General features: G+C 59.9%; 25 protein-coding genes and 1 pseudogene. 9 read left to right on the forward strand and 17 right to left on the reverse strand.

Annotated elements, in window-relative coordinates; all coding sequences use genetic code 11:
* Positions 1–4 precede the first annotated feature (4 nt).
* The 4 genes from FBZ99_RS25175 (at position 5) to ftsZ (ending at position 4,565) form a co-directional block, all read left to right on the forward strand.
* On the forward strand, positions 5–676 hold the full coding sequence (locus tag FBZ99_RS25175) for a TetR/AcrR family transcriptional regulator (RefSeq protein ID WP_113329199.1): 672 nt from the start codon (positions 5–7) through the stop codon (positions 674–676).
* 185 nt (positions 677–861) lie between these two features.
* Positions 862–1,905 carry a substrate-binding domain-containing protein gene (locus tag FBZ99_RS25180; protein WP_145635571.1) on the forward strand — a complete coding sequence of 348 codons (1,044 nt, stop codon included), beginning with the start codon at positions 862–864 and terminating at the stop codon, positions 1,903–1,905.
* A 71-nt stretch (positions 1,906–1,976) separates the two neighbouring features.
* The gene (locus FBZ99_RS25185; RefSeq protein WP_145319873.1) at positions 1,977–3,182 is read left to right on the forward strand and encodes an acyl-CoA dehydrogenase family protein; all 1,206 of its coding nucleotides are present in this window, start codon (positions 1,977–1,979) and stop codon (positions 3,180–3,182) included.
* A 375-nt stretch (positions 3,183–3,557) separates the two neighbouring features.
* A complete protein-coding gene (gene ftsZ / locus FBZ99_RS25190; RefSeq protein WP_145635572.1) occupies positions 3,558–4,565 on the forward strand; it encodes a cell division protein FtsZ in 1,008 nt (335 codons plus the stop codon).
* Positions 4,566–4,647: 82 nt separating this feature from the next.
* Here ftsZ and FBZ99_RS25195 read toward each other — a convergent pair whose 3' ends face one another.
* The 8 genes from FBZ99_RS25195 to FBZ99_RS25230 all read right to left on the reverse strand — a co-directional run bounded on the left by FBZ99_RS25195 (position 4,648) and on the right by FBZ99_RS25230 (position 11,841).
* Positions 4,648–5,865 carry an SfnB family sulfur acquisition oxidoreductase gene (locus tag FBZ99_RS25195; RefSeq protein ID WP_113350981.1) on the reverse strand — a complete coding sequence of 406 codons (1,218 nt, stop codon included), beginning with the start codon at positions 5,863–5,865 and terminating at the stop codon, positions 4,648–4,650.
* A gap of 174 nt (positions 5,866–6,039) precedes the next feature.
* The gene (locus FBZ99_RS25200) at positions 6,040–7,338 is read right to left on the reverse strand and encodes an NAD(P)/FAD-dependent oxidoreductase (RefSeq protein ID WP_113350982.1); all 1,299 of its coding nucleotides are present in this window, start codon (positions 7,336–7,338) and stop codon (positions 6,040–6,042) included.
* 134 nt (positions 7,339–7,472) lie between these two features.
* Positions 7,473–8,729: an ABC transporter substrate-binding protein gene (locus FBZ99_RS25205; protein ID WP_113329194.1), complete on the reverse strand. Its 1,257-nt coding sequence runs from the start codon at positions 8,727–8,729 to the stop codon at positions 7,473–7,475.
* Between the two features lie 51 nt (positions 8,730–8,780).
* Positions 8,781–9,209: a hypothetical protein gene (locus FBZ99_RS25210; protein ID WP_112344874.1), complete on the reverse strand. Its 429-nt coding sequence runs from the start codon at positions 9,207–9,209 to the stop codon at positions 8,781–8,783.
* Positions 9,206–10,261, reverse strand: coding sequence for an aldo/keto reductase (locus tag FBZ99_RS25215; protein WP_113350983.1), 1,056 nt, complete (start codon positions 10,259–10,261; stop codon positions 9,206–9,208). The genes FBZ99_RS25210 and FBZ99_RS25215 overlap by 4 nt, the downstream gene beginning before the upstream one ends.
* Positions 10,262–10,266: 5 nt before the next feature.
* Positions 10,267–10,620 carry a TIGR04076 family protein gene (locus FBZ99_RS25220; RefSeq protein WP_095437503.1) on the reverse strand — a complete coding sequence of 118 codons (354 nt, stop codon included), beginning with the start codon at positions 10,618–10,620 and terminating at the stop codon, positions 10,267–10,269.
* Position 10,621: 1 nt separating this feature from the next.
* Positions 10,622–11,110 carry a DUF3830 family protein gene (locus FBZ99_RS25225; RefSeq protein WP_113350984.1) on the reverse strand — a complete coding sequence of 163 codons (489 nt, stop codon included), beginning with the start codon at positions 11,108–11,110 and terminating at the stop codon, positions 10,622–10,624.
* On the reverse strand, positions 11,107–11,841 hold the full coding sequence (locus FBZ99_RS25230) for a GntR family transcriptional regulator (RefSeq protein WP_113351078.1): 735 nt from the start codon (positions 11,839–11,841) through the stop codon (positions 11,107–11,109). Before FBZ99_RS25230 ends, FBZ99_RS25225 begins: the two co-directional genes overlap by 4 nt.
* Positions 11,842–11,963: 122 nt before the next feature.
* Here FBZ99_RS25230 and FBZ99_RS25235 point away from each other — a divergent pair, with 122 nt between their 5' ends.
* The 4 genes from FBZ99_RS25235 to FBZ99_RS25250 are packed head-to-tail and all read left to right on the forward strand — an operon-like array spanning position 11,964 to position 15,395.
* A complete protein-coding gene (locus FBZ99_RS25235) occupies positions 11,964–12,761 on the forward strand; it encodes an ABC transporter ATP-binding protein (RefSeq protein WP_113350985.1) in 798 nt (265 codons plus the stop codon).
* On the forward strand, positions 12,758–13,507 hold the full coding sequence (locus tag FBZ99_RS25240; protein WP_113350986.1) for an ABC transporter ATP-binding protein: 750 nt from the start codon (positions 12,758–12,760) through the stop codon (positions 13,505–13,507). Before FBZ99_RS25235 ends, FBZ99_RS25240 begins: the two co-directional genes overlap by 4 nt.
* Positions 13,504–14,412 (forward strand): branched-chain amino acid ABC transporter permease, encoded by a 909-nt coding sequence (locus FBZ99_RS25245; RefSeq protein WP_113350987.1) that lies wholly within the window; start codon positions 13,504–13,506, stop codon positions 14,410–14,412. The genes FBZ99_RS25240 and FBZ99_RS25245 overlap by 4 nt, the downstream gene beginning before the upstream one ends.
* A complete protein-coding gene (locus FBZ99_RS25250; RefSeq protein WP_162748766.1) occupies positions 14,409–15,395 on the forward strand; it encodes a branched-chain amino acid ABC transporter permease in 987 nt (328 codons plus the stop codon). Before FBZ99_RS25245 ends, FBZ99_RS25250 begins: the two co-directional genes overlap by 4 nt.
* 69 nt (positions 15,396–15,464) lie before the next feature.
* On the opposite strand, the gene FBZ99_RS25255 is transcribed toward FBZ99_RS25250, so the two are convergent.
* The 6 genes from FBZ99_RS25255 to FBZ99_RS25280 form a co-directional block, all read right to left on the reverse strand.
* Positions 15,465–16,286 (reverse strand): carbohydrate ABC transporter permease, encoded by an 822-nt coding sequence (locus FBZ99_RS25255; protein WP_113350988.1) that lies wholly within the window; start codon positions 16,284–16,286, stop codon positions 15,465–15,467.
* Position 16,287: 1 nt separating this feature from the next.
* Positions 16,288–17,154 carry a carbohydrate ABC transporter permease gene (locus FBZ99_RS25260; RefSeq protein WP_113351080.1) on the reverse strand — a complete coding sequence of 289 codons (867 nt, stop codon included), beginning with the start codon at positions 17,152–17,154 and terminating at the stop codon, positions 16,288–16,290.
* A gap of 155 nt (positions 17,155–17,309) precedes the next feature.
* Entirely contained in the window at positions 17,310–18,635 is a 1,326-nt protein-coding gene (locus tag FBZ99_RS25265) for an extracellular solute-binding protein (RefSeq protein ID WP_113350989.1), read from the reverse strand.
* Positions 18,636–18,681: 46 nt separating this feature from the next.
* Positions 18,682–20,196, reverse strand: coding sequence for a putative N-acetylmannosamine-6-phosphate 2-epimerase (locus tag FBZ99_RS25270; protein ID WP_113350990.1), 1,515 nt, complete (start codon positions 20,194–20,196; stop codon positions 18,682–18,684).
* A 67-nt stretch (positions 20,197–20,263) separates the two neighbouring features.
* On the reverse strand, positions 20,264–20,953 hold the full coding sequence (locus tag FBZ99_RS25275) for a GntR family transcriptional regulator (protein ID WP_112721997.1): 690 nt from the start codon (positions 20,951–20,953) through the stop codon (positions 20,264–20,266).
* A gap of 197 nt (positions 20,954–21,150) precedes the next feature.
* Positions 21,151–21,537, reverse strand: coding sequence for a hypothetical protein (locus FBZ99_RS25280; RefSeq protein ID WP_113350991.1), 387 nt, complete (start codon positions 21,535–21,537; stop codon positions 21,151–21,153).
* A 294-nt stretch (positions 21,538–21,831) separates the two neighbouring features.
* On the opposite strand from FBZ99_RS25280, the gene FBZ99_RS33270 reads away from it, so the two are divergent.
* Positions 21,832–22,008 (forward strand): hypothetical protein, encoded by a 177-nt coding sequence (locus FBZ99_RS33270; RefSeq protein ID WP_173002461.1) that lies wholly within the window; start codon positions 21,832–21,834, stop codon positions 22,006–22,008.
* A gap of 460 nt (positions 22,009–22,468) precedes the next feature.
* Here the strand turns inward: FBZ99_RS33270 and FBZ99_RS25285 are convergent, their stop codons facing one another.
* The 3 genes and pseudogenes from FBZ99_RS25285 to FBZ99_RS25295 all read right to left on the reverse strand — a co-directional run.
* Positions 22,469–23,206, reverse strand: coding sequence for a L,D-transpeptidase (locus FBZ99_RS25285; RefSeq protein WP_308936544.1), 738 nt, complete (start codon positions 23,204–23,206; stop codon positions 22,469–22,471).
* Positions 23,207–23,462: 256 nt separating this feature from the next.
* Entirely contained in the window at positions 23,463–24,368 is a 906-nt protein-coding gene (locus tag FBZ99_RS25290; RefSeq protein ID WP_113350993.1) for a heparin lyase I family protein, read from the reverse strand.
* 135 nt (positions 24,369–24,503) lie between these two features.
* A pseudogene (locus tag FBZ99_RS25295) lies at positions 24,504–24,698 on the reverse strand (ABC transporter); the annotation flags it as partial.
* Positions 24,699–24,703: the final 5 nt, after the last annotated feature.

Raw genomic sequence — 24,703 nt, forward strand, 5'->3', positions numbered from 1 at the left:
CGAGATGACGGCCAGCAAAGGTGGGAAGAAGGACGTGGCTGCGCGGCCCGATACGCGCGAGCGGATTCTCGTCTCGACATTGTCGCTCTTCAATCAGAAAGGACCGGAAGCCGTCACCACGGCGGAAATCGCCAAGGCCGTGCACATCAACCAGGGCAATCTCTATTATCATTTCCGCACCAAGGAGTCGCTTGTCCTGGCCTTGTTTTCTCGCTTCGAAGCCGATGCATTGGCGCTCGTCAGGCAGGCCGATTCCGTAGAAGGGGCGGATTCAAAAGCCTATGCCGGCTTTTTGCGCAAATGGTTCTCGCTAGTCTGGACCCATCGCTTCCTCTTTCGCGATATTCCCGGCCTGTTGGCAATCGCACCTGGCTTGAGAGGGCCGATCCTGATGGTCAGCGCCGGCATGCGTGTTTCCGTCGATGCCATTTTTCAGCGCATGGAAGAGGCTGGCTTGATCAGCACCGCCGCGGAGGAGCGCAATGCATTGATGACCAATATGCGGATCGTTGCCACCTATTGGGCCGTCTATCTCGGTCTTCAGGAAGGTGTGGGGGAATTGACGCCTCAGCATGTGCATTGGGGGCTCGGCCAGGTCGCGAGCCTGTTGCGACCCTATCTCTCGCCACAGGCACGGGCCGATCTCGAGGAAATGCTCGCGGAACCCTTCGCCTGAGGCTTTTCCGCCGGGTAAGTCCTTGCCGCCATTCCCTCGGCAAACGAACAAAGAATCTCCGAAGCCAGCCAAAATCGGATGATTTAATCTACTAAAAATATAGGGTTTATATCTAATAATTGCATGCGTCGCAGGGTCATCTATCCGTCAGACGACGCTTCCGATGGATCGTGAGGATCGCAACGATGAGATTATTCACACGGCTTGCCCTGTCGGCCGTTGCCCCGCTTCTTCTGGCACAGACGGCGCTGGCTGCCGGTGTGAACGGTGCGCCTGCGCCTTTCGACAAGGGTGGCGTAAAAGTTGCTCTGGTCAGCTACATTTCCGCCGGCGATTTCTTCCAGGCCTATCAGGCGGGTGCCGAAGCGCAGGCCAAGGCGCTCGATATCGATCTTCGCGTTTTCCCCGGGCGCCAGGACGCAGCCGCCCAGCGTGAACAGATCCTTCAGGCGATCAATCTCGGCGTTTCCGCCATCGTCATCGATCACGGTCTACCAGAATCACTTGGCGACGTCGTTCAGCAGGCGCTCGACAAGGGTATCAAGGTCGTTGCCTTTGACGTCAATCTCAACAATCCTAGGGTTCCACAGGTCGAGCAGAGCGATCACGAACTTGCCGACCTCGCCCTGAAGCAGGTGGTCAAGGAAAATGGCGACAGTTTCAAGGCGGGCTATGTCTATGTCGCCGGCTTTGCTCCGCTCGACCGCCGCAATGAGGTCTGGGATGCTTTCAAGAAGCAGAATGCCGGTGTCGTCGAAAAGGCTCGCTTCGGTAACGTCAGCGATACGACCGCGACCTCGACTGCCGATCAGGCAAAGGCGGCGCTGGCGGCCAATCCCGATATATCAGTCGTCTTCGCACCCTATGACGAGTTTGCCCGCGGCGTGAAGCTTGCTGCCACGGATCTCGGCATTGCCGACAAACTGAAGATCTACTCGGCCGACGTATCGACGGCCGACATTCAGGAAATCACCGAACCGGGCAGCCCATGGGTGGCTACGGTCGCGACCAATCCGGCCGTCGTCGGCGCCGTTTCCATCCGTGCCGCCGCCTTGCAGGTCGCGGGGCAGGAGGTTCCGCATCAGATCACCGTCAAGCCGACGCTGCTGACGCAGGAAGGACTTCGCGCCGCCAACGTCCAGACGATTGAGGAACTGGCCAAGAAAGTTCCCGCCTTCAGCGCCAGCGATGCAGTGACCGCCAGCTGGATCCCGGACAAGCTTTTTTAAGCAGCCATTGTCGATATGTCGGCGGGATTTCCGATCCCACCAGATTACGCTACTGAACCGGAGTTCACATCATGAGCCAGTCCAACGTCATCTTTGCGGGCAATCGTAATGTCACGCGGGAAGATCTCTTTGCCAGAGCGGAAGAGATTGCAGCCGATCTTTCCAAGCGCGCCGCAGAGCTTGACCGCGAAGGCCGGCCGCCGCTTGGCGAGATCGTCAAGCTGAAAAATGCCGGCTTGCTGAACGCGCTGCACGGGTCGCAGATCGGTGGCGGCGGCCTCGATTGGGTGGATGGTTTGCGGCTGGTGCGCATTCTTGCGCGCGGTGAGAGCTCCATCGGCCAGCTTCTCGGCTATCACTACGTCAACAGCCAGTACATCTATTGGGCCTTTGACGAGGCCCGCGCCCAGGAGCTCGGCGGCAAGACGGTCGCCAATAGCCTTTACTGGGGTGCAGCAGTCAATCCGCGCGATCCCGGCCTCGTGCTGACGCGCCGCGGCAACGGCTATGTCCTGAACGGCCGCAAGTCCTTTTCCACGGCCGCGCATGTCTCCGATTACGTCAACGCCAATGCCGCGCTTGATGACCGGATCGTTGGCTTTGCCGTCCCGACCAATCGGGCCGGTTACAAAGCCAATGACGACTGGGACAATTTCGGCCAGCGTCTCTCCGACAGCGGCAGTGTCGAGTTCCACGATTTTCCTGTTTACGAAGAGGACCTGGACAAGGCGGCATCGACCGGTGGCGAAGCGCCGGTGCTTGCGACCTTCAACACGCCGCTCATCCAGCTTGTTTTCGTCAATTTCTATCTGGGCACAGCGGAGGGTGCGCTACGCGAGGCTGTCGATTATGTCCGCACGACGACGCGGCCCTGGATCACTTCCGGTGTCGAACGGGCATCGGACGACCCTTATATTCTGGAGCGTGTCGGTGAATTTACCGCAGCCCTCAAGGCATCCGCCGCCCTGGCCGACAGCGCTGCTGCGACGGTTCAGGAAGCTCTTGCTAGAGGACACAAGGCAACGGCGCGCGAGCGCGGTGAAGCAGCGGCCGAAGCCTATGCGGCGAAGGTGCACGCGACCCACGTTGCCCTCGATATCACCTCGCGCGTCTTCGAGCTGACCGGCGCGCGCTCGACCGCGGAGAAATATCGCTTCGATCGCTTCTGGCGCAATGTGCGGACGCACACCCTGCACGATCCGGTCTTTTACAAGGCCAAGGAGGTCGGCGAGTTCGTGCTCAATGACCGGATTCCAGAGGTCAGCCTCTACAGCTAAACGCCGGGGCGGGGACGCGGCGGAGTTTAAGAAGTGGATCGGCTCGTAATCCGAGCTGATGGTGACTTCATCCGCACTCAAGATCGATCAGCGTCATTGGCATCTGGTGTGGCGTGGACCAGTGTTGGAACACGCCACAGCTTCAAACAGGCTCGCCCGCTTGTGGTCTCCCGCGATGCTGGACGATTGATGTTCTGATATCCGGCTCATAAATCCTGTGCTCAACTCACTATTCTGTGGAGGGCTGCCGCCGCACGCCGCAATGCGCACACGTTCCTCACTAGGATCTCTTCCATCACGAATCGCTCCAATGTCCGTTTCCAATAGGGACAGGCGATCGCGATTGAGAATGAAATTGATCCAATGGAGTCCTTCATGGCAGACATGCGCGCACCACTTTCCGGGGTGATACCGAAGATTTCCGTCGTCGGTGTCGGCGGTGGCGGCGGCAACGCGATCAACAACATGATCGCGCAACAACTTCAGGGCGTTGAATTTATAGCGGCAAATACGGATGCACAGGCGCTTGCGACGTCCAAAGCGACCAGGCGCATTCAACTTGGCGCACAAGTGACGGAAGGTCTCGGTGCAGGCTCCCTGCCGGACATCGGACGAGCCGCCGCCGAGGAATCCATCGATGAGATCATGGATCATCTCCACGGTACGCATATGTGCTTCGTGACGGCCGGAATGGGTGGTGGCACCGGCACGGGCGCCGCCCCGATCATTGCTCAGGCCGCGCGTCAGGCGGGCATCCTCACGGTCGGAGTCGTCACCAAGCCTTTTACCTTCGAGGGTAACCGACGCATGCGCACGGCCGACCAGGGCATCGAGCGGCTGCGCGAAAGTGCGGATACCGTCATTGTCATCCCCAATCAGAACCTGTTTCGCATTGCGGACGCCACGACCACCTTCGAGAATGCCTTTGTGACTGCGGATCGGGTCCTGTATGCGGGCGTCAGCTGCATTACGGATCTGATCATTAAGGAAGGTCTCATCAATCTCGACTTCGCCGACGTCAAATCCGTGATGCGGGGAATGGGGCGCGCGATGATGGGAACGGGCGAGGCGTCAGGGCCGGGCCGCGCGCTGAAAGCGGCAGACGCCGCCGTCTCCAATCCGCTTCTCGACGATATGAGCATGAAGGGCGCGCGGGGTGTGCTGATCTCCATTTCCGGCGGGACAGATATGACGTTGTTCGAGGTCGATGAGGCCGCCAGTCGCATCCGCGACGAAGTCTTTGCCGATGCCGATATCGTCGTCGGTGCGATCTTCGACAAGACTCTCGACGGGGTGTTCAGGGTATCGGTCGTTGCAACCGGTCTGGAAAGCCTCGCGGCGGCCGCCGATCAGTCCATGGAACTCCATATGGATCGGCACTAGCTGGCCTCAGCGTGGCGCTCCTGACTTACGCCTTTGTTTGTATGAAAGCCCCGGCGTCTGCGACGGGGCCTTCGTCTATCCGTCAAAGCGCGCCATTCTTCGGCGGAATGACATCGTTCAGGTGATAATTGCCGACGACGTGATATTTCCATCGAACGGGGTCGTGAAGCGTATGCGTGCGGGCATTGCGCCAGTGACGGTCGAGATTGAGGTCGAGCTTCACGGAGGCTGTTCCGGCAAGCTCGAAAAGCGTGTTCGTCGCTTCGATCGCGATTTCCGTCGTCAGTGCCTTGGCTGCCGCAACGGCCAGCGTCGCCTCGACCACCCGCTTCTCCGTCGTCTCGACCTGAGCGGCATCTACCTTGCGGCCGGCGCGTTCGATGGTCGCAGCCGCCGCTTCAAGCCGGATGGCGATCTGGCCGATCTTGGCGATCGTTAGCGGATCGTCGCTGGCGCGGTCGACGCCACTATCCATCCAGGGGCGTGACCTGGTTTTCACGAAATCGAGCGTTTCCGCGAAAGCGGCCCGGGCAATGCCGAGATCGACGCCGGCATGGATGATCTGGCCGACGGAACCGATCGTCGTCGGCCGCTCGAAGCCCTTATGATGCAGGACGACATGGTCGGCGTTCACATAGACATTGTTGAGCGCCGTCGTGCCGCTGCCTGTCGTACGTTGTCCGAAGCCATCCCAATCGTCGATGATTTCGACGCCCTCCGTACCCTTCGGCACGAAAGCCATGACCAGCTTGTCAGCTTCATCCAGCGCGAAGACGGTGATCCAATCGGCAAAGAGAACGCCCGTCGAATAGAACTTGCGGCCATTGATGCGATAGCCGGGTCCATCGCGAGTAATGCGGGTATTATAGTGCCCGACCGTTTTCGTGCCCCGCTCGGACAAGGCATTGCCGAATCGGTCGCCGGCCAATGCGCGGCTGAAGAAGAAGCGTTTCTGATCCTCGGAGCCATCGACGCGCAGAGCCTCAAGGATATAGAAATGGTTCTGCGGGATCTGTCCAATCGAGCCATCCGCCTCAGCCAGGATCGCCGTGATCTCGGCCAGCGCCGCATTCGAAACATCGAGACCACCATATTCCTCGGGGACGGTGATCGCCAGCAGTCCGGATTGTGCCAGGGCATCCATCTCGGCAAAGGGGAGCAGCCTCTCGCTGTCGCGCTCCGAGGCGCTAGCGGCAAAGCGTGCTGCAAGCTCCTGCGCGACGGCCAGCGCTTGTTGCTCGGTCTCCAGTACCGTGGCCTCCGGATGCGTGGCGTTGATATGGTGCAATTGCGCGTTCATGGACAGGCTCCGATTTCATTCGGCGCCACGATGCCGCATTCAAAGCCGGGCTTCGAGAAAAGGCATTTCATTTTTTGGGGATGAGGTCGCGTCTTCATTCCTTTCTCTATAGAATTAATGGTCAATTACTGCCTGGAGCTGTACCGGTGCTCATGAATATTGATCTTACGCCGATTAGCGGCGTCCGGTTCGCCAATCTTCAAAGCGTGCATGTGCGAGCGCAAGCGAAGCAATGACCGGCGTGAAGCAATGAAATGGCAGAGCGCGGCCGGATTGCAGCGGAATCGGCAGAGATTCCGCCGTTTCGCCGAGCGCCAGTCTCGCCAGTGTCCGACCGAGTTGCGCCGTCATGGCGATGCCGCGGCCGTTGCAGCCGATCCCTCCGAAGAAGCCGTCGCCGAAATGATAGAGGCGCGGCAGGAAGTCCGGCGTCATGATCGCCGTTCCGGTCCAGACGATCTCCACACCCGGATGACGCGGCAGACGGAGTTCGGATGTGAGCCGGTCGACGACGGCGCGACCGACGCGCTCGAAGGCGCCGACCGGATTGATCGCCATACCGCCGCTGATCAGCCTGTTGTCGCGATCGAGCCGGTAGGTGAAGAGGTTGGAGCGCGTATCGCCGACAGGCCGGCGATTTGGGGCGATCCGCGCAACAGTTTCGGCATCGATCGGCTTCGTCGCCACTTGATACACCTTTAACGGCACGCCCGTTCGACCCATGCGGGAAGCTATGCCGCTCGTGAAGGCGTTGGTGGCGAGGATGACGACCTCCGTTTCGATTTCATGGTCCACGAGGTTAACGCGCCAGGTGCCGGCATGTCGCTCGACATGCTCGACCACGCTGTTTTCGCGGATCATGGCGCCGCGCTGCATGACCGCCCTTGCGAGCCCGTAGAGATAATTCAGCGGGTGGATCGTGCCACCGGAGTGATCGATCAATCCTCCGGAATAGATCGCCATACCGGTCTCATTGCGGATGGCGCCGGCATCGAGAAATTCGACTGGACGACCAAGTTCTGTCCAGTCCTTCGCCCTTTGGCGCAGGATCGCTGCCATGTCGTCGCCATAAGCGGGCTGCAGCCAACCGGTCTGCACCGCATCGCATGAAATCTGTTCCTCCGCGATGGTCGCAAACACCTCGTCGGCGCCTGCACCGACGAGCGACAACAGCGCATCTGCCTTGCCGCGCGGCAGCTTCTGACGGACGGTCGTCGGATCGGCCTTGGCAAAATTCGGAACCACGAAGCCGGCATTCATGCCGCTGGCTCCCGCACCCAGCCGCCCGGCCTCAAGAACGGTCACGGAGCGGCCGGCGCGGGCAAGATGAAGTGCTGCGGTCAGGCCGGTGAAGCCGCCGCCGATCACGACGACATCTGAGCGGGAAGGCAGGTCGTGGGAAAGTTCAGGGGCAGGGCCGGCTGTCAGCGTCCACAGGGTAGGATTGGTAGGGCGAGCGGCACTGCTGGGCATCAGCGGAGGGTCTCTCAATAACTACGCCAGATAGCTGTCACCATAGATCAGCCGCTGAAAGGATTGCGCCAGGATGATTTCAAGCGAGGCACCCCAATGGGAGCGCCTCGCCTTTTTGCAAAATAGAGTGTTGCCTACTTGATCTTATCCTTCAGGGCTGAAACGTCTTCCATCTTCAGCTCGCCGTCGGTGACGACCTTGCCGTCGGCGATCTTCCAGAGTCGGAAGGGGCCGGTGATGTCGCCATATTGATCGAAGGAGACCGGGCCGATGACGCCCTCGTAACGGATCGGCTTGCCTTCCTTGATGAGACCGAGCGCCTTGGCGAACTCTTCCTTACCGGCATAGATCGGCGTGCCCTTGGGATCGACGACTTTATAGATGTCATCCTTGAGCTTGGATGTGTCGTCGCCGGCGATAGCCAGCGCGAGACCGACAATCGCGCCGGCGTCATAGGCGCGGTCAGCAGCCGGATTGGTCGGTTCGATCCCCGAGAAATCCTTGTAGTTCTTGTTGAAATAGTCGGTCGAGGGCGTCGGCGTCGTGCCCGAGGAGGTGCCGTAGGCGTCCTTCAGATAGTCGGCGCCGACGGAATCGATAAAGTCCGGGCTGTTCATGCCGTCATTGAGCAGGAACTTCTGCGGGCCGCCTTGCGAGATCCATGTGCGGGCAATCGTCGCACCATCAACCGGCGTACTGACGAGGTAGAGGCCATCCGGATTGCCGCCCATGCCGGCTGTCACTTCGGAAGCATAGCTTGACTGCTTTTCATTGTAGGGCGTCGTCGAGACGATCGTGCCGCCGAGCGCCTTATAGGCTTTCGAGAATTCGGCGACCATGTTGACGCCGAAATCATTGTTGACGTGGATGATCGCGAGCTTCTTGAACCCCTTGTCGATCGCATATTTGGCGGCTGCAATGCCCTGCAGCGAATCCGAGGTGATGGTGCGGAAGAAGATGCCGTTGGTCTTGCCGTCGCGGCCGAGCGCCGTCAGCGTTGGCGAGGAGGCAGCGGGCGATACCTGCACGACCTTCGCGGGTGCGGTGACCGACGTCAGGATCGGGATCGTCACCGAAGAAATAATGCCGCCGATTATAGCCGGTACCTTCTTGACCTGCACCAGCTGGGTTGCAGCATCCACTGCGACATTGCCCTGGCTCTGGCTGTCGCGCGTATCCGTCACCAGATCGCAGCCATGGGCGCCGCCGGCGGCGTTGATATCGCGGAAGGCCATCTCGACGGACTTCGCGCCCGCCTGGCCATATTCGCCGGCCGGGCCGGTCAGTTCCATCACGAGGCCGACCGTGACTTTGCAGTCTGCGGCATTGGCGGCCCCGGCTGCAGTCAGAAGGGCGAGAGCCGTGGTGATTTGAAATATCGTCTTCTTCATCTTTGTTCCCCTTGTTCGGTCAACGATTTTCATTTCTGTTTTTAGAACCTGTCAGGTCTCCGGCATCTGCAGCCAGGTTTCATGCAGATGCTGCCATTCGACGCCGTTGGGTGCCGATGAACTTGCAGTGAAAAGGGCGCTCGCCTGACGCCGGCTATATTTGCCAGCCCGCGTCTGCGCTTCGACATAAGTCAGGACGATCGTATCCGTAGTTTCGTAGCTCGCGCGGATATCCGAAATCTCGATGGTGAAATTGCCCTGAAACGTCGCCCGGTTTGCCCGGATGAGCTCGATGGTTTCAGCGCGGTCGAAGATACGGCCGGTCGGCGGGATCATATGGAACGCCTGGCCGAAGGTGCGCTCGCAGCGGCCGAAATCCGTATGATCGGCAGTGGCGGCATCGTACCAGGCTTCGAAGAAGCGATGGAAATCGATGACTTCGGCGCTGGCTTTGCGGAAGAGAGGCGATTGCTGGCTCATACCTTCCCCGCATTGAGGTTGTAATGCATGATCGAGCCGTGCCTGCCGGTACGGTCGCGCTCCAGCGTATAGACATCGCCATCGAGACCAGGGCTTTGGGCGATGATGTCGGTAATCTGGCGGCGGTCTTCGTCCGAAAGGGCAATGTCCATGATCCTGGCATTGGCGAGCGCATGCGCCTGATTGCGGGCGCCGACGATGACCGCGGCCACCTGCGGCTGCTCCAACACCCAGGCGCTGGCGATCGTGGCGATATCGACGCCATGACGATCACCGATAGCTTTCAGCGTGCCGAGCAGTGATTGAAACAGCTCCCAGCCGCCAAAGTCATCGATGATCAGCTTGTATTTGACGAGCGAGCGATTCTCGAGCGGCATTTCCGGTTCCGGCTCCCCTAGCCATTTGTCGCTCAGGAAGCCGCCGGCCACTGAGCCGTAGCAGAGGAACTTCACGTCGTTCTCCGCCGCCAGCTTGGCGAGGCTACGCGATGGCCGTTGATCGAGAACGGAATATTGCAATTGCTGGCTGACGAGTGGAATGCCGGCTTTCAGAATCTCGGCAACATGCGGCGTATCGAAATTGGTCGTGCCGACATTACGCACCTTGCCTTCGCGGCGCATCTCGTCCAGCCAGCTCAGGGCTTCGAGATAGCCTGATAGCGAGTAGTCCCACCAGTGAAACTGTACCAGGTCAAGCTGTTCGGTCTTCAGTTTGTGCAGCGATTTGTCGACGATGCCGCGAATATAGTCGCGGCTGATGGTTGCGAGCTTTTCCAGATCGGGAACCAGCTTCGTGTGGACCTTCATCGCGCTTGAGGCTTCCGTGCCGCGCTCGTTGCGAAGCCGTTCGCGCGCCTCGCCTATCAGCTCCTCAACGCCCGTATAGATATCAGCGCAATCATAGGTGCGGATGCCGACGTCGAAAGCAGCGATCAGGTCGGTCACGGCCTGGGCGCGATCGATTTCGCCGTGCCCGCCGGCAAGCTGCCAGCCGCCGCGGATGATGCGGGAAATCTCGTATCCGGGGCTGAGCTCAAAAGTCTTGGCGGTCATGCAATTCATTCTCCTTCTGGCAACGGCACGGCCGTTGTTTCGGCATGGCTGAACCGCCGTTTGCCCGTTCTGACGATCCGCAGCCGGCTCGCGCAGTTGGGGTCGGGGCAGGCGATTTCCGCGTCCGAGGTCATCCAGTCGTTCTTGTGGGTTGGTCGCTGCTTGGCCGCCAGCAGCGGCAGGACGGCCGATATGGAGTAGATCGAAAAGCCCTGGCCCGCAGGGAGGGACAGCATCTCGCCCTTGAGTTCGAAATAGTCACCCGGCTTGGCGCCGCAATAGATCGGCTTGCCCTCGGGAATGACCGCTTCCACTCTAAGGTCGAAGAGCTCGAAACTGTCGTCGCTTTCAGCGGCCATCTCAGATCTCCACGCGTTCGAAGGTGACGTCGCAGGCGCCTTTGCGGCGGATGACGCCGCAGGCCGCCGCGAAGTGTTCGCGCTCCTCTGGGCGCACTTGCGCGACGACGCTGCCGGCAAGCCAGCCGATCGGGAAGAGCAGGCGAGCGCCCTGACCATAGAACAGACCGATATCGAAGATCGCATCTGGATTGCCGCCCCACATACGCGGCGGCACATAGCTGAGCACAATATCGCCTGGCTGCGGCGTCAGTGTCGCGTTCTCGGCGGGCAGGGCGTTTGCATAGGAAGCACCCTTCAGATGCGCCGGCGGGATTGGGCACGAGATTTCCGGTCCGGTCCACATGGCATGAATGCCGCCAACCACGCGAGCTTCGCCGAGATAGGTCCAGAGAAAGGCGGCATTATCGGGCGCCTTGGTTTCCAGCAGAGGTGCCAAGATACTGAGGCCGGAACTGGGTTCGGAGATCTTGATGGCGCGTTGGCTCATGCGGATTGGCCCCTTTTGGCTTCGGCTTCCAGTTTGCTGCGCAGGAAGGTGAACGGCCGGCTAATGTCCGCCACCAGCGCATCGCGCGCTTCTCTGGCGTCCTGTGCGGCGATCGCCTTGACGATGGTGCGGTGATAATGGGCGGTATCGACCTCGCCGGCATCCGAGAAGGCATAAATCGCGACGCGGATACAGGGGCCCGATTGCAGCCAAAGGCTTTCGATCATCGGGATCAGCACGGCGGAACCGCAGGCGCGATAGATCTCAAAGTGAAAGGCCTGATTGAGCGTCACCTCGCGGTCGACATCCTTCTTGTGCTTCAGCGCGCGCATCTCGTCCCATTCGCCGAGCATGCTCTCGATGGTCGTAATCTGCCGCGGCGTCATGCGGATCGCGGCAAGCGCGATCGCCTCGCCCTCGATCAGGATGCGAGCGCGCAGAAGATCGTCCATGCGCTCCAGCGTGATCGGCGGCACGCGAACGGATCGATTGGGGAGGGCTTCCAATGCCTTTTCGGTAATGAGCCGACCTAGCGCCTCGCGCACCGGCATGGTGCTGGTCATCAGCGCGTCGGCAAGACCGCGGATCGTCAGCACCTGGCTCGGCTCGAAAAGCCCGCCGATCAGCGCCCGGCGCAGCTCCAGATAGACCCGGTCCTGAACGGTTTCTCGCCCCACTGGCGCAAGCTGTGCGGCAATCGGATCGCTCTTGTCGGCGGTGGCCTTTTGCATTCGAAATCCCTTTTTCGGCTTGCGAAGAGGATTAAAGCTGATTAGCGTGATCAATGCAAGTGTGATCACAAATCAAATAATCAGGGAAACGGCAATGATCGTTTTCCGGCCAGAGGGATCTCATGAGTACGACAACTGAACGGCATGGGGAGGAAGCCCAGCCTGTTCTGACGGCCAGAAACGTGGTGCGGCGTTTCGGCGGCCTCGTCGCCGTCAACGATGTTTCCTTCCATGTGCGCCAGGGCGAAATCCTCGGCTTGATCGGTCCGAACGGCGCCGGCAAGACGACGATGTTCGACCTTCTGGCCGGTAGCGTCGCGCCGAGCACCGGCGAAATCGTCTTGAATGGCACCGCAGTCGCAGGCGAGGCTGCCCATCGACGGATCGCACGCGGACTTGGACGCACCTTCCAGATCCCGCGGCCGTTTCCCAATCTGACGCTTCTCGACAACGTGATGCTGGCCGCCCAACGTCAGACAGGAGAGCGCTTGTTGTCGAATTTCCTGCGGCCATGGAAGGTCGCCGCTGAGGAGAAGGCGGCCTATGCAAAAGCGATGGAGTTGCTTGACCTCGTTCACCTGACGCGTCTGGCGCATGAACCGGCGCGCGTTCTATCGGGCGGTCAACGCAAGCTTCTGGAGCTTGCCCGCGTCATGATGGCCGATCCTGCCCTCATCCTGCTCGATGAGCCCGCCGCCGGCGTCAACGCCACGCTTCTGGAGACGATCATCGACCGTATCCGCGATATCAACCAGCGCGGTGTCACCTTTCTTCTGATTGAACACAATATCGATATGGTCACGCGCCTCTGTCACCGCGTGCTTGTGATGGCGAGCGGCCAGCTTCTTTGCGAGGGCACACCGGAAGAGGTAGCCCGGGATCCGCGCGTCATCGAGGCCTATTTGGGAGGCGCGGCATGAGCGAACCGGTCTTGAGTGTTCGCAATCTCGTTGCCGGCTACGAGCCGGGTGTTCCGATCGTGCGTGGCGCCTCGATTACGGTGAAGGAGAGGGAAATCGTCGTTGTGCTGGGCCCCAACGGCGCCGGCAAGTCGAGCTTCATCAAGGCGATCGCCGGTCTGGTTCCGGTCGAAAGCGGCACGGTGGAACTGGGCGGCAGCGATATAACGAGTACGCCCGCGCACATCATGGTGCGGCTCGGCCTTGCCTTCGTGCCGCAGACGGAGAATGTCTTTCCGCTGATGTCCGTCGAAGACAATTTGAAGGTTGCCGGCGGCATCCTGAAGCCGAAGGACGTGCCCGTTCGCATCGAAGAAATGTATGCGACCTTTCCGGATCTTGCCCGTCATCGCCGCATCGCGGCCGGCAATCTCTCGGGAGGGCAGCGGCAGATGCTGGCCGTCGCCCGAGCTCTTATCGTTCACCCGAAGCTTCTCGTGCTCGATGAGCCCTCGGCGGGCCTCTCGCCGAAATTCGTCTCGATGGTCTTCGACATGCTGAGCGAAATCCGCAAATCCGGCGTCACCATTCTCCTGGTCGAGCAGAATGCCAAGGCGGCGCTTGCGATTGGCGATCGTGCCTATGTTCTCGTCGAGGGCAAAGACAGGCATGAAGGCGTTGCATCGGAGCTTTGGAGCGATCCTGTCGTAGCCGAACTCTACCTCGGGCAGCGACCCGCAACTTCGGCAAGGGGAGGTGCGGCATGAACCTGCAATTCATCATCGATGGCTTGCTCACAGGCTCGATGATCGGCCTAGGCGCGATAGGTGTGACGCTCACCTATTCGATCCTGCGTTTCTCGAACTTCGCCCACGGCGATTTCATGGCCTGGGGCACCTATGCAACGCTTGCTGTCGTCAGTGCCATAGGCGCAATCTTCGGCAAGGTCGCTCCCATTGGCCCGCTTTCCTTCGGCTGGCCGTTGATCGTGGCGGTAATCCTGGCGATGGGCTTTACCGGCATCCTTGCCCTCGCGCTCGACAAGGTGCTGTTTGCCAGGCTAAGGGCTAAAGGCCAGTCGATCATCGTCGTGATGGCGAGCTTCGGTGCCTCCATGGCGCTGCGCAGCCTGCTCGAATTTCTCTTCACGTCGCGCCCGGCCTATTTCAGCCGCGCCATTCAGATCGCCATGCCGATCGGTTTCGGCATCCGCATCACGCCCGATCAGATCGCCCTTTTGATTGTGACGGCGCTTTTGGTCTTCGGCGTTCATATGCTGATGACGAGGACGCAGACAGGGCGTTCCATGCAGGCGCTGAGCCAAAATCCGGCGCTTGCCCGCGTCGTCGGCATCGATGTCGCCAAGGTCGTGCGCGTCACCTGGCTGATCGGCGGTGGACTGGCCTGTGTCGCCGGCGTCATGATCGGCATTCTCGTGCAGATCCGCCCGCTGATGGGCTTTGACATGCTTCTGCCGATGTTTGCCGCCGCCATTCTCGGCGGTATCGGGAGCGTTCCGGGCGCGGTTTTGGGTGGCCTGATTATCGGCCTTGCCGAAGCGGCCGCGGTTCAGCTTATCGGTGCGGAATGGCGTGCCGCCATTTCCTTCATCATCCTGATGGCGGTGCTGTTCATCCGGCCGATCGGCCTTTTCGGAGTGAGAGAGCGATGATGGACATTATTGGCTACGGCGCTTTCTTCCTGACCACAGCGTTGATCTTCTCCTTCATCACCCTCGGCCTGAACCTGCAATGGGGCCTGACCGGCCTCTTCAATGTCGGGCTCGCCGGCTTCGTAGCGATCGGCGCCTATACCTCGGCCCTGCTGACGACGCCGGATACGGCCGGGCGGTTCGGTGGGTTCGATCTGCCGATCCTCGTCGGCTGGCTCGGCGCGATGATTGTCGCCGGTCTTGCCGCCGCCATTATCGGCGTGGCGACGCTCCGGCTGAAATCCGATTATCTGGCGATCACCACCTTCGGCGTGGCCGTCGTCGTCCAGCTCGTGGCCCTGAATGCGCAGAAACTGACCGGTGGCCCCTTTGGCATCGGTTTCATTCCGCGCCCATTTTCCAGCCTCGCCGAAACGCCACTTCTTTTCAATTTGGCCAATCTCGGCATCGTGGTCGTCGCATTGCTGATCGTTTATTTTGCGCTGGAGCATCTGGCGAAAAGCCCTTGGGGACGCGTCCTCAAGGCGTTGCGTGAGGACGAGCGCGCCGCCATTTCTCTTGGCAAGAGCGCTCGCTTCTATCGCGTACAGGCCTTTGCCGTCGGCGGTGCGATCATGGGGCTGGCTGGCGCCATACAGGCGCATTTCATCGGCTTTATCGCGCCGGACAATTATCTTCCGATCCTAACCTTTCAGGTCTGGGTCATGCTGATCGTCGGTGGCTCTGGCAGCAACAAGGGTGCTATCGTCGGCAGCGTTCTGGTCTGGGCTATCTGGGCTGGTTCCGGTGCGCTGACGAGCATCCTCTTTTCGCCGGAACAGCAGGCTCGTGCGGCATCGCTGCAGATCGTAGCGATCGGCGTCATGCTCTGCATCATCCTGCTGGTGCGTCCCGGCGGCCTCTTTGGCGACATGCCGCGGCGGCGATCTGTGATCGCGCCGCAACGAAAACCGGCCGAGGACAAGAGCAGCGCCGCCTCATAGCCTAGCGCCTGAGTGAGCAGAAGCCTCGCTCCAGCTTTAAGCTATGCGCAGTCGCAAGGCGCGTTGCCCCTAACCTTTAACGGCGCCTGCCGTCATCGAACCTGAAAGCTGGCGATACATCACGAGACCGAGCAAGGCTGGCGGCAAGGCGCCGAGGATCATGACGGCGGATGCCAGCCCCCATTGCACGCCGCCGCCGCTGGCCGCGAAGAAGAAGGAGGCGCCGACCGTCATCGGCACGGCGCGGTTGGTCGTCAGCATCAGCCCGAAGAGGAATTCGTTCCAGGCAGTGATGAAGCCGAAGATGAAGGTGGTGACGAGCGCGGGGCGGATCACCGGACGAATGACCCTGATCATGATCTGGAAGACGTTGGCTCCGTCGACCGTCGCGGCCTCGTCGAGCTCTATCGGTATGTCGGATATGGCATTGACCAGCATGACCAGGGCCAGGGGGATATTGACGATCGTCAGAATAAGCCCAAGGCCGATCCGGGTGTCGAGCAGGCCAAGCCACTGATACATCATATAAAGTGGGATCGCGAAAACGACCAGCGGCACGGCGCGAAGGTTGATAACCAGCGGAAGCAGGAGCTTTTGTCCGGTCTCGCTACGGGCGATCACGTAAGCCGCCGGGAAGGTAAGGACGATCGCCAGCAGGGTGCCGATGAGCGCTGCCGCGGCGCTGTTTGCGAGATAAAGGAAAATGTTGAAGCGCTCGGTGTCCGTCAATACCTTGACGTAGTTGTCGAAGGTCGGCTGTTCGATCCACAGGCCGGGATTATTGGAGATCTCGCGTGTAGTCTTGAATGAAGTAATGAGGGTGACGAGGATCGGAAAATTCGTCGCGAAGACCACGATACCATAAACGATCCAACGTAGGAATTTCAGCATCTCATCTCTTCCTTCGCGCGCCAAGCCAGTTCAGGCCGTAGAGAACCAGCAATGAAGTGATGAACAGGACGACGGATGCCGCCACCGCCTTGCCGATGGCGCCTTCCTTGAAGAAGGCCTGGTAGATGTAGATCGACAATGAGGTCGTCGATCCACCGGCCCCGCTGCCGGTCAGGGCGTAGACATTGTCGAACACGCGGAAGCCGTCGATGAAGCGGATGAAGAAGGCGACGGTCAGCGTCGGCAGCATCAGGGGCAATTCGATACGCCAAAGCCGCTGCAGACCGGTCGCACCATCGAGCGCTGCAGCCTCGCGCACATCTTCGGGAATGGCGATGTAGGCGACGTAGAAGAGCAGAAAGGCGAATGGTGTCCATTGCAGCACTTCGACGACGACAAGCGTGCGGAAGGCGTTCTGATAGTCGAGGAAAGCCGGGCTGTCGCCGAACCATTCGAAAAGATAATAGGGCACAGGTCCGGCAAATTCATGCAGCACGAGGCGATACATCAGGCCGACCATGGCTGGTGCGACCATCAGCGGCAGCATCAGCGGAGCCATCAGAACAGGCCGTGCCGATAGAAGCGGCTTCAGAAAGATCGCCAGGAAAAGGCCGAGCAGGCATTCCGAGATAGCCGTGATGATGCCAAAGCGGAAGGAGAACCAGACGGATTGCCAGAATGCGGTTTCCGTCAGCACTGTGACGTAATTGCCGAGACCGCTGATCCGTGGACTGCGCAACGTCTCGAACGAAACGGTCGAAACGGAATAGAGAAGATTGAGAAGAGCCGGGAAGCCGAGGAACAGCAGCAGAAACCCGACCAACGGTGCCAGGTAGAGCCTGCCTTCGGCGCGTTTTACAAGAGCCATGGGTTTCAGCCGCATTGGCCGGATGCCGGGAGAGCCTTTTCACTTTTCGTCGAATCGCGAAAAGGCTCTATTCCTCTGCTTTTACGCAATACCGGACGGAAAACCGCAATACACTTTTCCTGGAATTGCTCCGAAGCCGGCACCCGGCCTTCTCCTTATTTCTTCAAGAAATCCTGCATGCCTGCCTTAGTATGGGCAAGCGCATCCTCAAGGCTCTGCTGACCCGACCAGTAGCCCGTGAATTCCTTGGCCTGCAGCTCGTAGACCGATAGCGCCTTGGCCGAGGTGGCCCCCGTCATGACGTAGCCATATTTGCTGGCAAACTCGCCGAGCTTCACGAGATCGGGACGCTCCTTGGCCACCTTGGCGACGACATCCGGCGTCAGCGCCGGTGAACCGCCGGCACGCGCATAGGCAAGGGCCGCATCCTCGGAGGACAGCCACTTGAGGAACTTGATAGCGCCTTCCTTGTTCTGCGCGTTCTTGTTCAGTCCGAGGCCGAGACCGTGGATATGGTCGACGCGACCGTTCGGCCCGGCCGGCGGCGCAACGATGCCGGTGGCGTCGGCGACGGCAGGCGACTTCTTTGCATCGGTGAGCTCGGCCGCTGCGGCATTCCATTGCAGGGCAGTCGCGGCCTGCCCGGAGCTGAAGGCGGCATTGGTTTCGGCATATTCGTAGCTCAGCGAATCCTTCGGCGATGCGCCGGCATCGTAAAGCGTCTTATAGAGCTTCAGTGCCGTCTTGTAGGCATCCGAGTCGATCGTGACATTGCCGCTCGCGTTCATCCAGTCGCCGCCATAGGAGCGCGGCAGGGATTGGAACACCATCATATTGAAGAGAAGGTTCTTCATCTGCAGCACGGTGCCATAGCGGACCGGGCTCTGGCGGTTCACCTGTTTGCTGAAATAGAGCGAAGTCGCTGCCCAATCATCCCAGGTCCAGTCGTCGGGCTGCTTCGGCGCCAGCTCCTTGCCGAGATATTTCTTGGAGATCTCGGCATATTTGGTCTTGGCATCGGGATCGGCGATAAGGGCATCAACGAGATCCTTGCGGTAGTACATGAAATGCAGCGACAGGTCCGTCGGCACGCCATATTGCTTGCCATCGAACTGCATCGTTTTCAGCACCGTGTCGCCGAACACTTTGGAGGCATCCGCATTAAGCTCGATCGGCTCCATGTAAGGTGCATAGCGGCCGATCGAATAGGTCGCGACCAGATTGACGTCGAAGGCGTTCGAGCCGGCTGCCATGTCGGCCTGCAGCTTGTCGAAGAAACCGTCGCGATTGAAGAACAGCAGCTCGACCTTGTCGGCATCCGATGCCGTCTTGTTGTAGAGATCGGCGGTGGCGCGCAGCGCCGTTTCCTCTGAGCCTCCCGGCCAGCCGAGCACGACGACCTTGGCATTGGCAAGTCCTGGTAGGGCCGTTGCCGACAGCATGAGAGCAAGCAGTGTGGACGATATGTGCTTGAATTTCATTTTGTTCCCTTTCCTTATCGTTGTTTGTTGAATTGAGCAGATCTTTTCATCGATGGCGTGCAGCAAGATCTGCCGCGCCGATGATGCCGGCATTGGAGCCGAGGCTTGCGGCGACCAGGCGCGGTGCCACATGTGGCGGCAACCCCTCGAGTTGCGTACCGACAGCGTCGAGATAGCCGGATGCCAGACCGATACCGCCGCCGATAACGATGCGTTTCGGCGCGAGCATCATCTGGATGTCACGGCATAGAAGCGCGACGCGTGACGCCGACTGCATGATGATCGCTTCGGCCCAGCCGGCACCTTCGCGTGCCTTTCGAAAGATCTCGGGTGCCTCGGCCGGATGCCCGGCGCGGGCGGCTTCGGCCGCCATCCACCGACCCGAAACGACGTCCTCCAGTGGTGACTGGCCGTGCATCGGTCCGCGAAGCAGGCCGAAATGACCTGCCAGACCCAATAGCGGCCGCCCATTAATTACGATGCCGCCGCCGATGCCCGTCGATATGGTCAAAAAGACGATATCCTCGTTGTCGCCCGCGCCGAACCTGTGTTCGCCCCAGGCTGCAGCCTGAGCATCGTTGACGGCGAGAGCCGGCTTGCCGAAGATTTTGCTGGCCTGTGCCACCAGTGGATAACCGTCCGGAATTGCGAGTGTCGCGGGATTGAGGGCCGACCAGCAGCCGTCGTTTATCAAGCCGGTTGCGGCGATGCCGACGCGCTCATATCGACCGACCCAGGACTTTGCGTGCTCGGCGACGGCGGCCAGCCAGGCGTCCGGGCCTGCCTGCCGGCTGGTCGCGATGGTCGCCTTATCAAGTACCTGCCCGCCCTGGACCAGGGCCGCCAGGGTCTTCGTGCCGCCGATATCGATCGCCAGCGTTGCGTCATCACGCGCGGAAAAGGCAGCGGAAACAGCGTCGTCGAACCAGAGTGTCACATGCTCGGTGCGCGTGATTGCCGATCCGACGACGACGGCACAGGCACCGGCCCGCACGGCATCCGCCGCCTGTTCGGGCGTGCGGATGCGGCCTTCGGCGATCACATAGGGCGTGAGCTCCCGCATGGCGGCAATCAGCGCGATATCCGGCTCCACCGGTTCGGGGCCGCCGACATAGCCGGACATGGTCGTGCCGACGAAATCGACGCCGGCATCGAGAGCGCGTTTGGCATCCCCAACACACGAGCAATCCGCCATTGACAGCAGACCTCGGGCCTTGATGGCGGCAATCAGCGCTTCGATCGTTGCCGGGCGAGGCCGATCGGTCGCATCGAAGGCGATGATATCGGCGCCGGCATCGGCCAGCGCCTCAACATCGGTGATAAAGGGAGTGATGCGCACCGGGCTGTCATCGAGGTCACGCTTGACGATGCCGATGATCGGCGCGTCGACGGCCGCCCTGACGGCTGCAACGTAAGCCGCCGACTCGATGCGCAAGGCACGGGCGCCAGCGGCCAGAGCCGCACGCGCAAAGCCGCTAACGAAAATGGCCTCATCCATCGCTCCGCCCGGTACGGGCTGGCATGAGACAATGAGGCTCAGATTGAGATCTTCCTTGCGCATTCGGCACCCCTTTCGGAGCGCAACGATAGAGAATGATCACCAGAAAGCAACCGGTTTTAAACTGGTATTATCTCTGCAGCTCGAAGACGAAATCATAGACCTCGCCCTTGTAGCGGGTCTCGCAATATTCGACGATCTCTCCGTCGGCTAGAAAGCAACGCCGCTCGGTCGTCAGGATCGGTGCGCCCGGTTCGCAGCGCAGATGCTGCGCATCCTCGGGCGAGGCGGCGCGCGCGCGCATGCGCTGGACGGCACGCCTAGGAAGAAAGCCGCGCTCGGCCAGCGCCTCATAGAGGGAATCGCCGACGAACGAAGGTGAGGGAAGGAAGCGCACGGGTACGGCGGCATGTTCGACTGCGATCGGTGCGCCATCGGCTGTTCGCACGCGGCGCATCCGCAGGACTTGCGCATTGGCTGAGATGCCAAGCGCCATCATCTCCGTCGGCGAAGGTCGGGTTAACTGTTTGGAAATCCAGACGCAACCGGGCTCCATTCCACGAGCGCGCAGGTCTTCGGAGAAACTGGTGAGGGTGGAAAGCGATTTTTCGACGCGCGAGCCAATCTCGCTGCGGGCACCTTGCCGTCGGCTCAACATGCCTTCCTCCTCCAGCATGGCGAGTGCTTTTCGAACCGTGACGCGCGACAGGGAGAGGGTTTCCGCAAGCGATCGCTCACCCGGCAATACCGAGCCGGATTTGAAGGCGTGGCTGCGGATGGCGGTTTCGATCGCGCTCTTCAGCTGCTTGTAGAGCGGCATCCCCTCTGTGCCGGAAGCAAGCTCTTTCTTGACCAGCTCAATAATATCAGTTGCCAAGGCAGACTTTCCCTTGATGGCATGGCGACGAAAATGTCGCCCTGTTTGCTACTGGTATTATACTGTACAGGTTTTTGCGATCTGTCGAGGCGGGTAAAGGACATACCGGTCCGCTGAAGCGGGCCGGTATGCAGTTCGTATCAGGAGGCCAGAGCGCGGCGCGCGGTCTGGGCTGGCATGGCTTTGCCGGGGACCCGCAAAGGGGCCTTCGCGACGACGGGCGAAATGCGGGCCGTATTGGACTTGGCAGCTCCCAGCCAGCGAAGAATAGCGTCGAAGCCGGGCTGGGCAGCCCGCTTGAATTCCGGGCTCATCTCCTCGTCCATGCCGCAGAGCGAGGCAATTTCCTGGAAGTCGACACGTCCTGCCCGAAGGGGAGGACGCGACTGGAAAACGATCAGGCCGATCATGAAGCCTTTGATATTCTCGAAGCTACGCGGCTGAAGCAGCGGCTTGAGCCGCATATCGCAAAAATCCGAAATCTTGCGCTGGAAAACGTCAGAGGCAGAGCTTTTCTTTATGGGCATTATTCATTCCTTGCAGGCGACATCATCCAAAGGTCGGGGTGTGGCCCGCTAAAGCACGCAGGTTAACGAAGCGCAAACAACCGACCAATTGGCCGCTTTCAATTCTACGATACATCGCCATTTGGCAAGTGAAAGATCGATCACGCTTCGGTCGGCACCGTTTCCGGCACGAGGCGGCGGAAAGAGATCAGAAGTCTTGTCGTCGAGCCATCAAGACCATGAAAAAACTGTAACTTGCCTCCCGCGTCATTGAGAGCGACATTTTCCTTGCGCCGGAATTATGAGGTGAAAGACATGTCAGTCTTGGAAATGCTGGTCAGACGCCGGATGCAGGAAGAATATGCCAAGGGTACATCGCCGGAGCGCATTACCCGGCTCCTGCAGGAATTCTTCAACGGGGCAGAGGCCTCCCAAGCCGATGTACTGCGTTCGGAAGAATATGCTAATGAATTCAAGATTACAGGTAGTTAGACTGTGGCCTTTTGAATGAGGCAAGGTGCTGTTTTTTACAACGCCTTGCTCATTGTTCTCGGCTTTCCGATCTGGCCGGCTCGCATCGGCGGGCTTCGTTCAGCAGGCGAATGGCTCCGCGTATGGCGGAGTCCGGGCTTGCATAGCGCCGATGATTTCGTCCGCGCCCTTCCTCTCTCCGCTATTCATTCCGCTCGGATGCGAATTGAGAGACCGGTGGCCTAAAATCCGATTTCCGCGATGCGCCGAGGCGCGACAAAATGCAGGTCACGGCCATGGTGCCTGTGATGACTGCCTTCCCGTCCAATGGTGTGCGTTTCCGGTCCTGCCAGAGCGGTTGAGCTTTTCATCGAATATATGAACCGCTCCAGCTTTTGTCTTCACGCAATTCCCTACGGAAACGGCTGCGCACTTTATCCTGGAATTGCTCCAGGCTGACCCATGCATGGTCGGAGTGCAGTCAGAGAACGACGACCTTTGTTCCCACGCCGACCCGGCCATAGAGATCCATAACATCCGGATTTGCCATGCGAATGCAGCCGGACGACACCGCCTTGCCGATCGAGTTTGGCTCATTGGTGCCGTGGATGCGGTAGAGGGTGGAACCGAGATAGAGCGCTCTCGCTCCGAGGGGATTATTGAGCCCACCTTCCATGTGGTCAGGCAATTCCGGACGGCGAGCGATCATTTCCTTGGGCGGCGTCCAATCGGGCCACTCCGCCTTGCGGCTGATCGTCTCGGTGCCCTTCCAGGCGAAGCCTTGCTTGCCGACACCGATGCCGTATTTGAGGGCAGTTCCGTCGTTGAGCACGAGATAGAGGCGCTTTTCCTTGGTGGAGATAACGATTGTGCCGGGATCGTAGCCGGAAAAACGCACAACACTGCGCGGGATCGGCGATTGCGCCAGACTGGCCTGCTTGTCGTCCTTGAGGCCCGGACTGAATTGGGGAGACACCGCATTCCGATCGATCGAAGCCTGGCGCCGTGGACGAGGGGCTGGCGGGAAATCGCCGTCCTCATCGTCATAGTCGTTGTAACGGTCGCCCCGATAGTAATAGCCGTCGTCGAGACGCGGATCGTCGCGATAACGCGGCGGTGCCTCCCGCCAATAGCGCGGAGCAACATAGCCGCCATCCAGATCGTCGCCATAATCCGGCAAATATCTCCATTCCTGCGCATGCGCGGCGGAGCCTGCCATCAGTAAAGCCAGAGCGGGCAAAAGAACAAATTTTTTAGTCTTCACGTGATAACCATACTTCCCGAATAATGCATCGGATTGCACCCCGTGCGAGCGGGGCATGCGTGCTGCAGACAATTCCGGAAACGGCGGGCGTAATTGTGGCAGCGGCGATTGAAAGTCGAGATTTTCCGACCTGTTTTGAAGTTCAGATGGAGATGCGCAAACGGGCGGCCACACGGAGCGTTTCTGTCATCGATCCGAAAAGATCGGATGATTACTCGGCGGATACTGCCAGTTTCGACCAAGCGGGATCGCTGGAAGGGTCCGTCGACCAGAACTGGATATCCGCGAAGTCAACTGATTGCACGACGCCGGGAAGAGTGTCCCTATAGATCCCGAAGCGCGGCTGAACGTCGATGAACGGGCGGCCGTCTTGATGCCGCATACCGTGATCGAGAAAGCCGAGGCGCCCCGTATAGGAGGAGTCGCAGGCGCGTCCGTTGAGATAGACCTGTATGGAGCTCGCACCCTCCTGCAGGCTCGGCTTCAGCATCACATTCACATCATTCCAGTCACCCACATTGAGATGCCAGGGACCACAGATTATCTTGGATTGACCGGCGTTGCAGTCGGCGCTACCCCGCACTTTGGCAACGAAATTCGCCCCTGTTTCCGATGGTATAGCCTCGATTTTGAACAATGGATTTGCCGCCTGGCAAGCTCCAAGAGGCTTCGTCTCCTCCGTTGGAATATTTTGCTTTACCTGATGAATGACGGTGCGGTTGCCGATCCCTCGCCAGGGGGCTTCGAGCCGGAAGGCAAAATGATACCACGTCGGCTCATCGAATTTGATAACCTCTTTCTTGATTTGAATTTCCACCCGTTCGGTCGGCGCATCGCCGATACTCTGGTCGGGGGCATCACCTGGATGCACCGAGATGCGCAATATCGGCCTGGAAGGAGATGAGAGATCGCAAACGATACGCGATCTCCATAAGGCAGGGTCCAGCCTGCTGCTGATCCGCCAGAGCTTCGACGGATGCTCGCCGTCGACGGCGCATAGGTCGGCAAAGCTGCCCGACAGCGGAGCCGCTGCTTCCTGTGCCATGGCGTGCGATCCGTTCAAAGCACCCAGGCATGATAGGACGAAGGCAAGCTGTGGCGTTCTCGAGGTCATCATCGTCGGTCTTTTCCGCAAGACAGGACAGGGTCTGAGAAGTAGCGGCTCCAGCCAGCTTTCTTGACCAACGATATTGGTTGCAAAGCCTCAGTTCATTTCTATCGGCCGAAAATTGCGGGTCAAGAGTGATTCGATCGACAATGTCATTGCCTCGATCTGGTCGTGGGTGACGTAAATCATCGTTGCAGCCACTTCGTCATGCAGGCGTATCAGCTCCAGCCGCATGTTGACGCGCAGCGCCGCATCGAGATTGGAAAGTGGCTCGTCGAACGGAAAGATCTTCGGATTTCGAACGATCGCGCGGCCAACTGCCACGCGCTGGCGCGCCTTGGGAC

The organism is Rhizobium sp. ERR 1071 (assembly GCF_007828675.1).
GTDB lineage: Bacteria > Pseudomonadota > Alphaproteobacteria > Rhizobiales > Rhizobiaceae > Rhizobium > Rhizobium dioscoreae.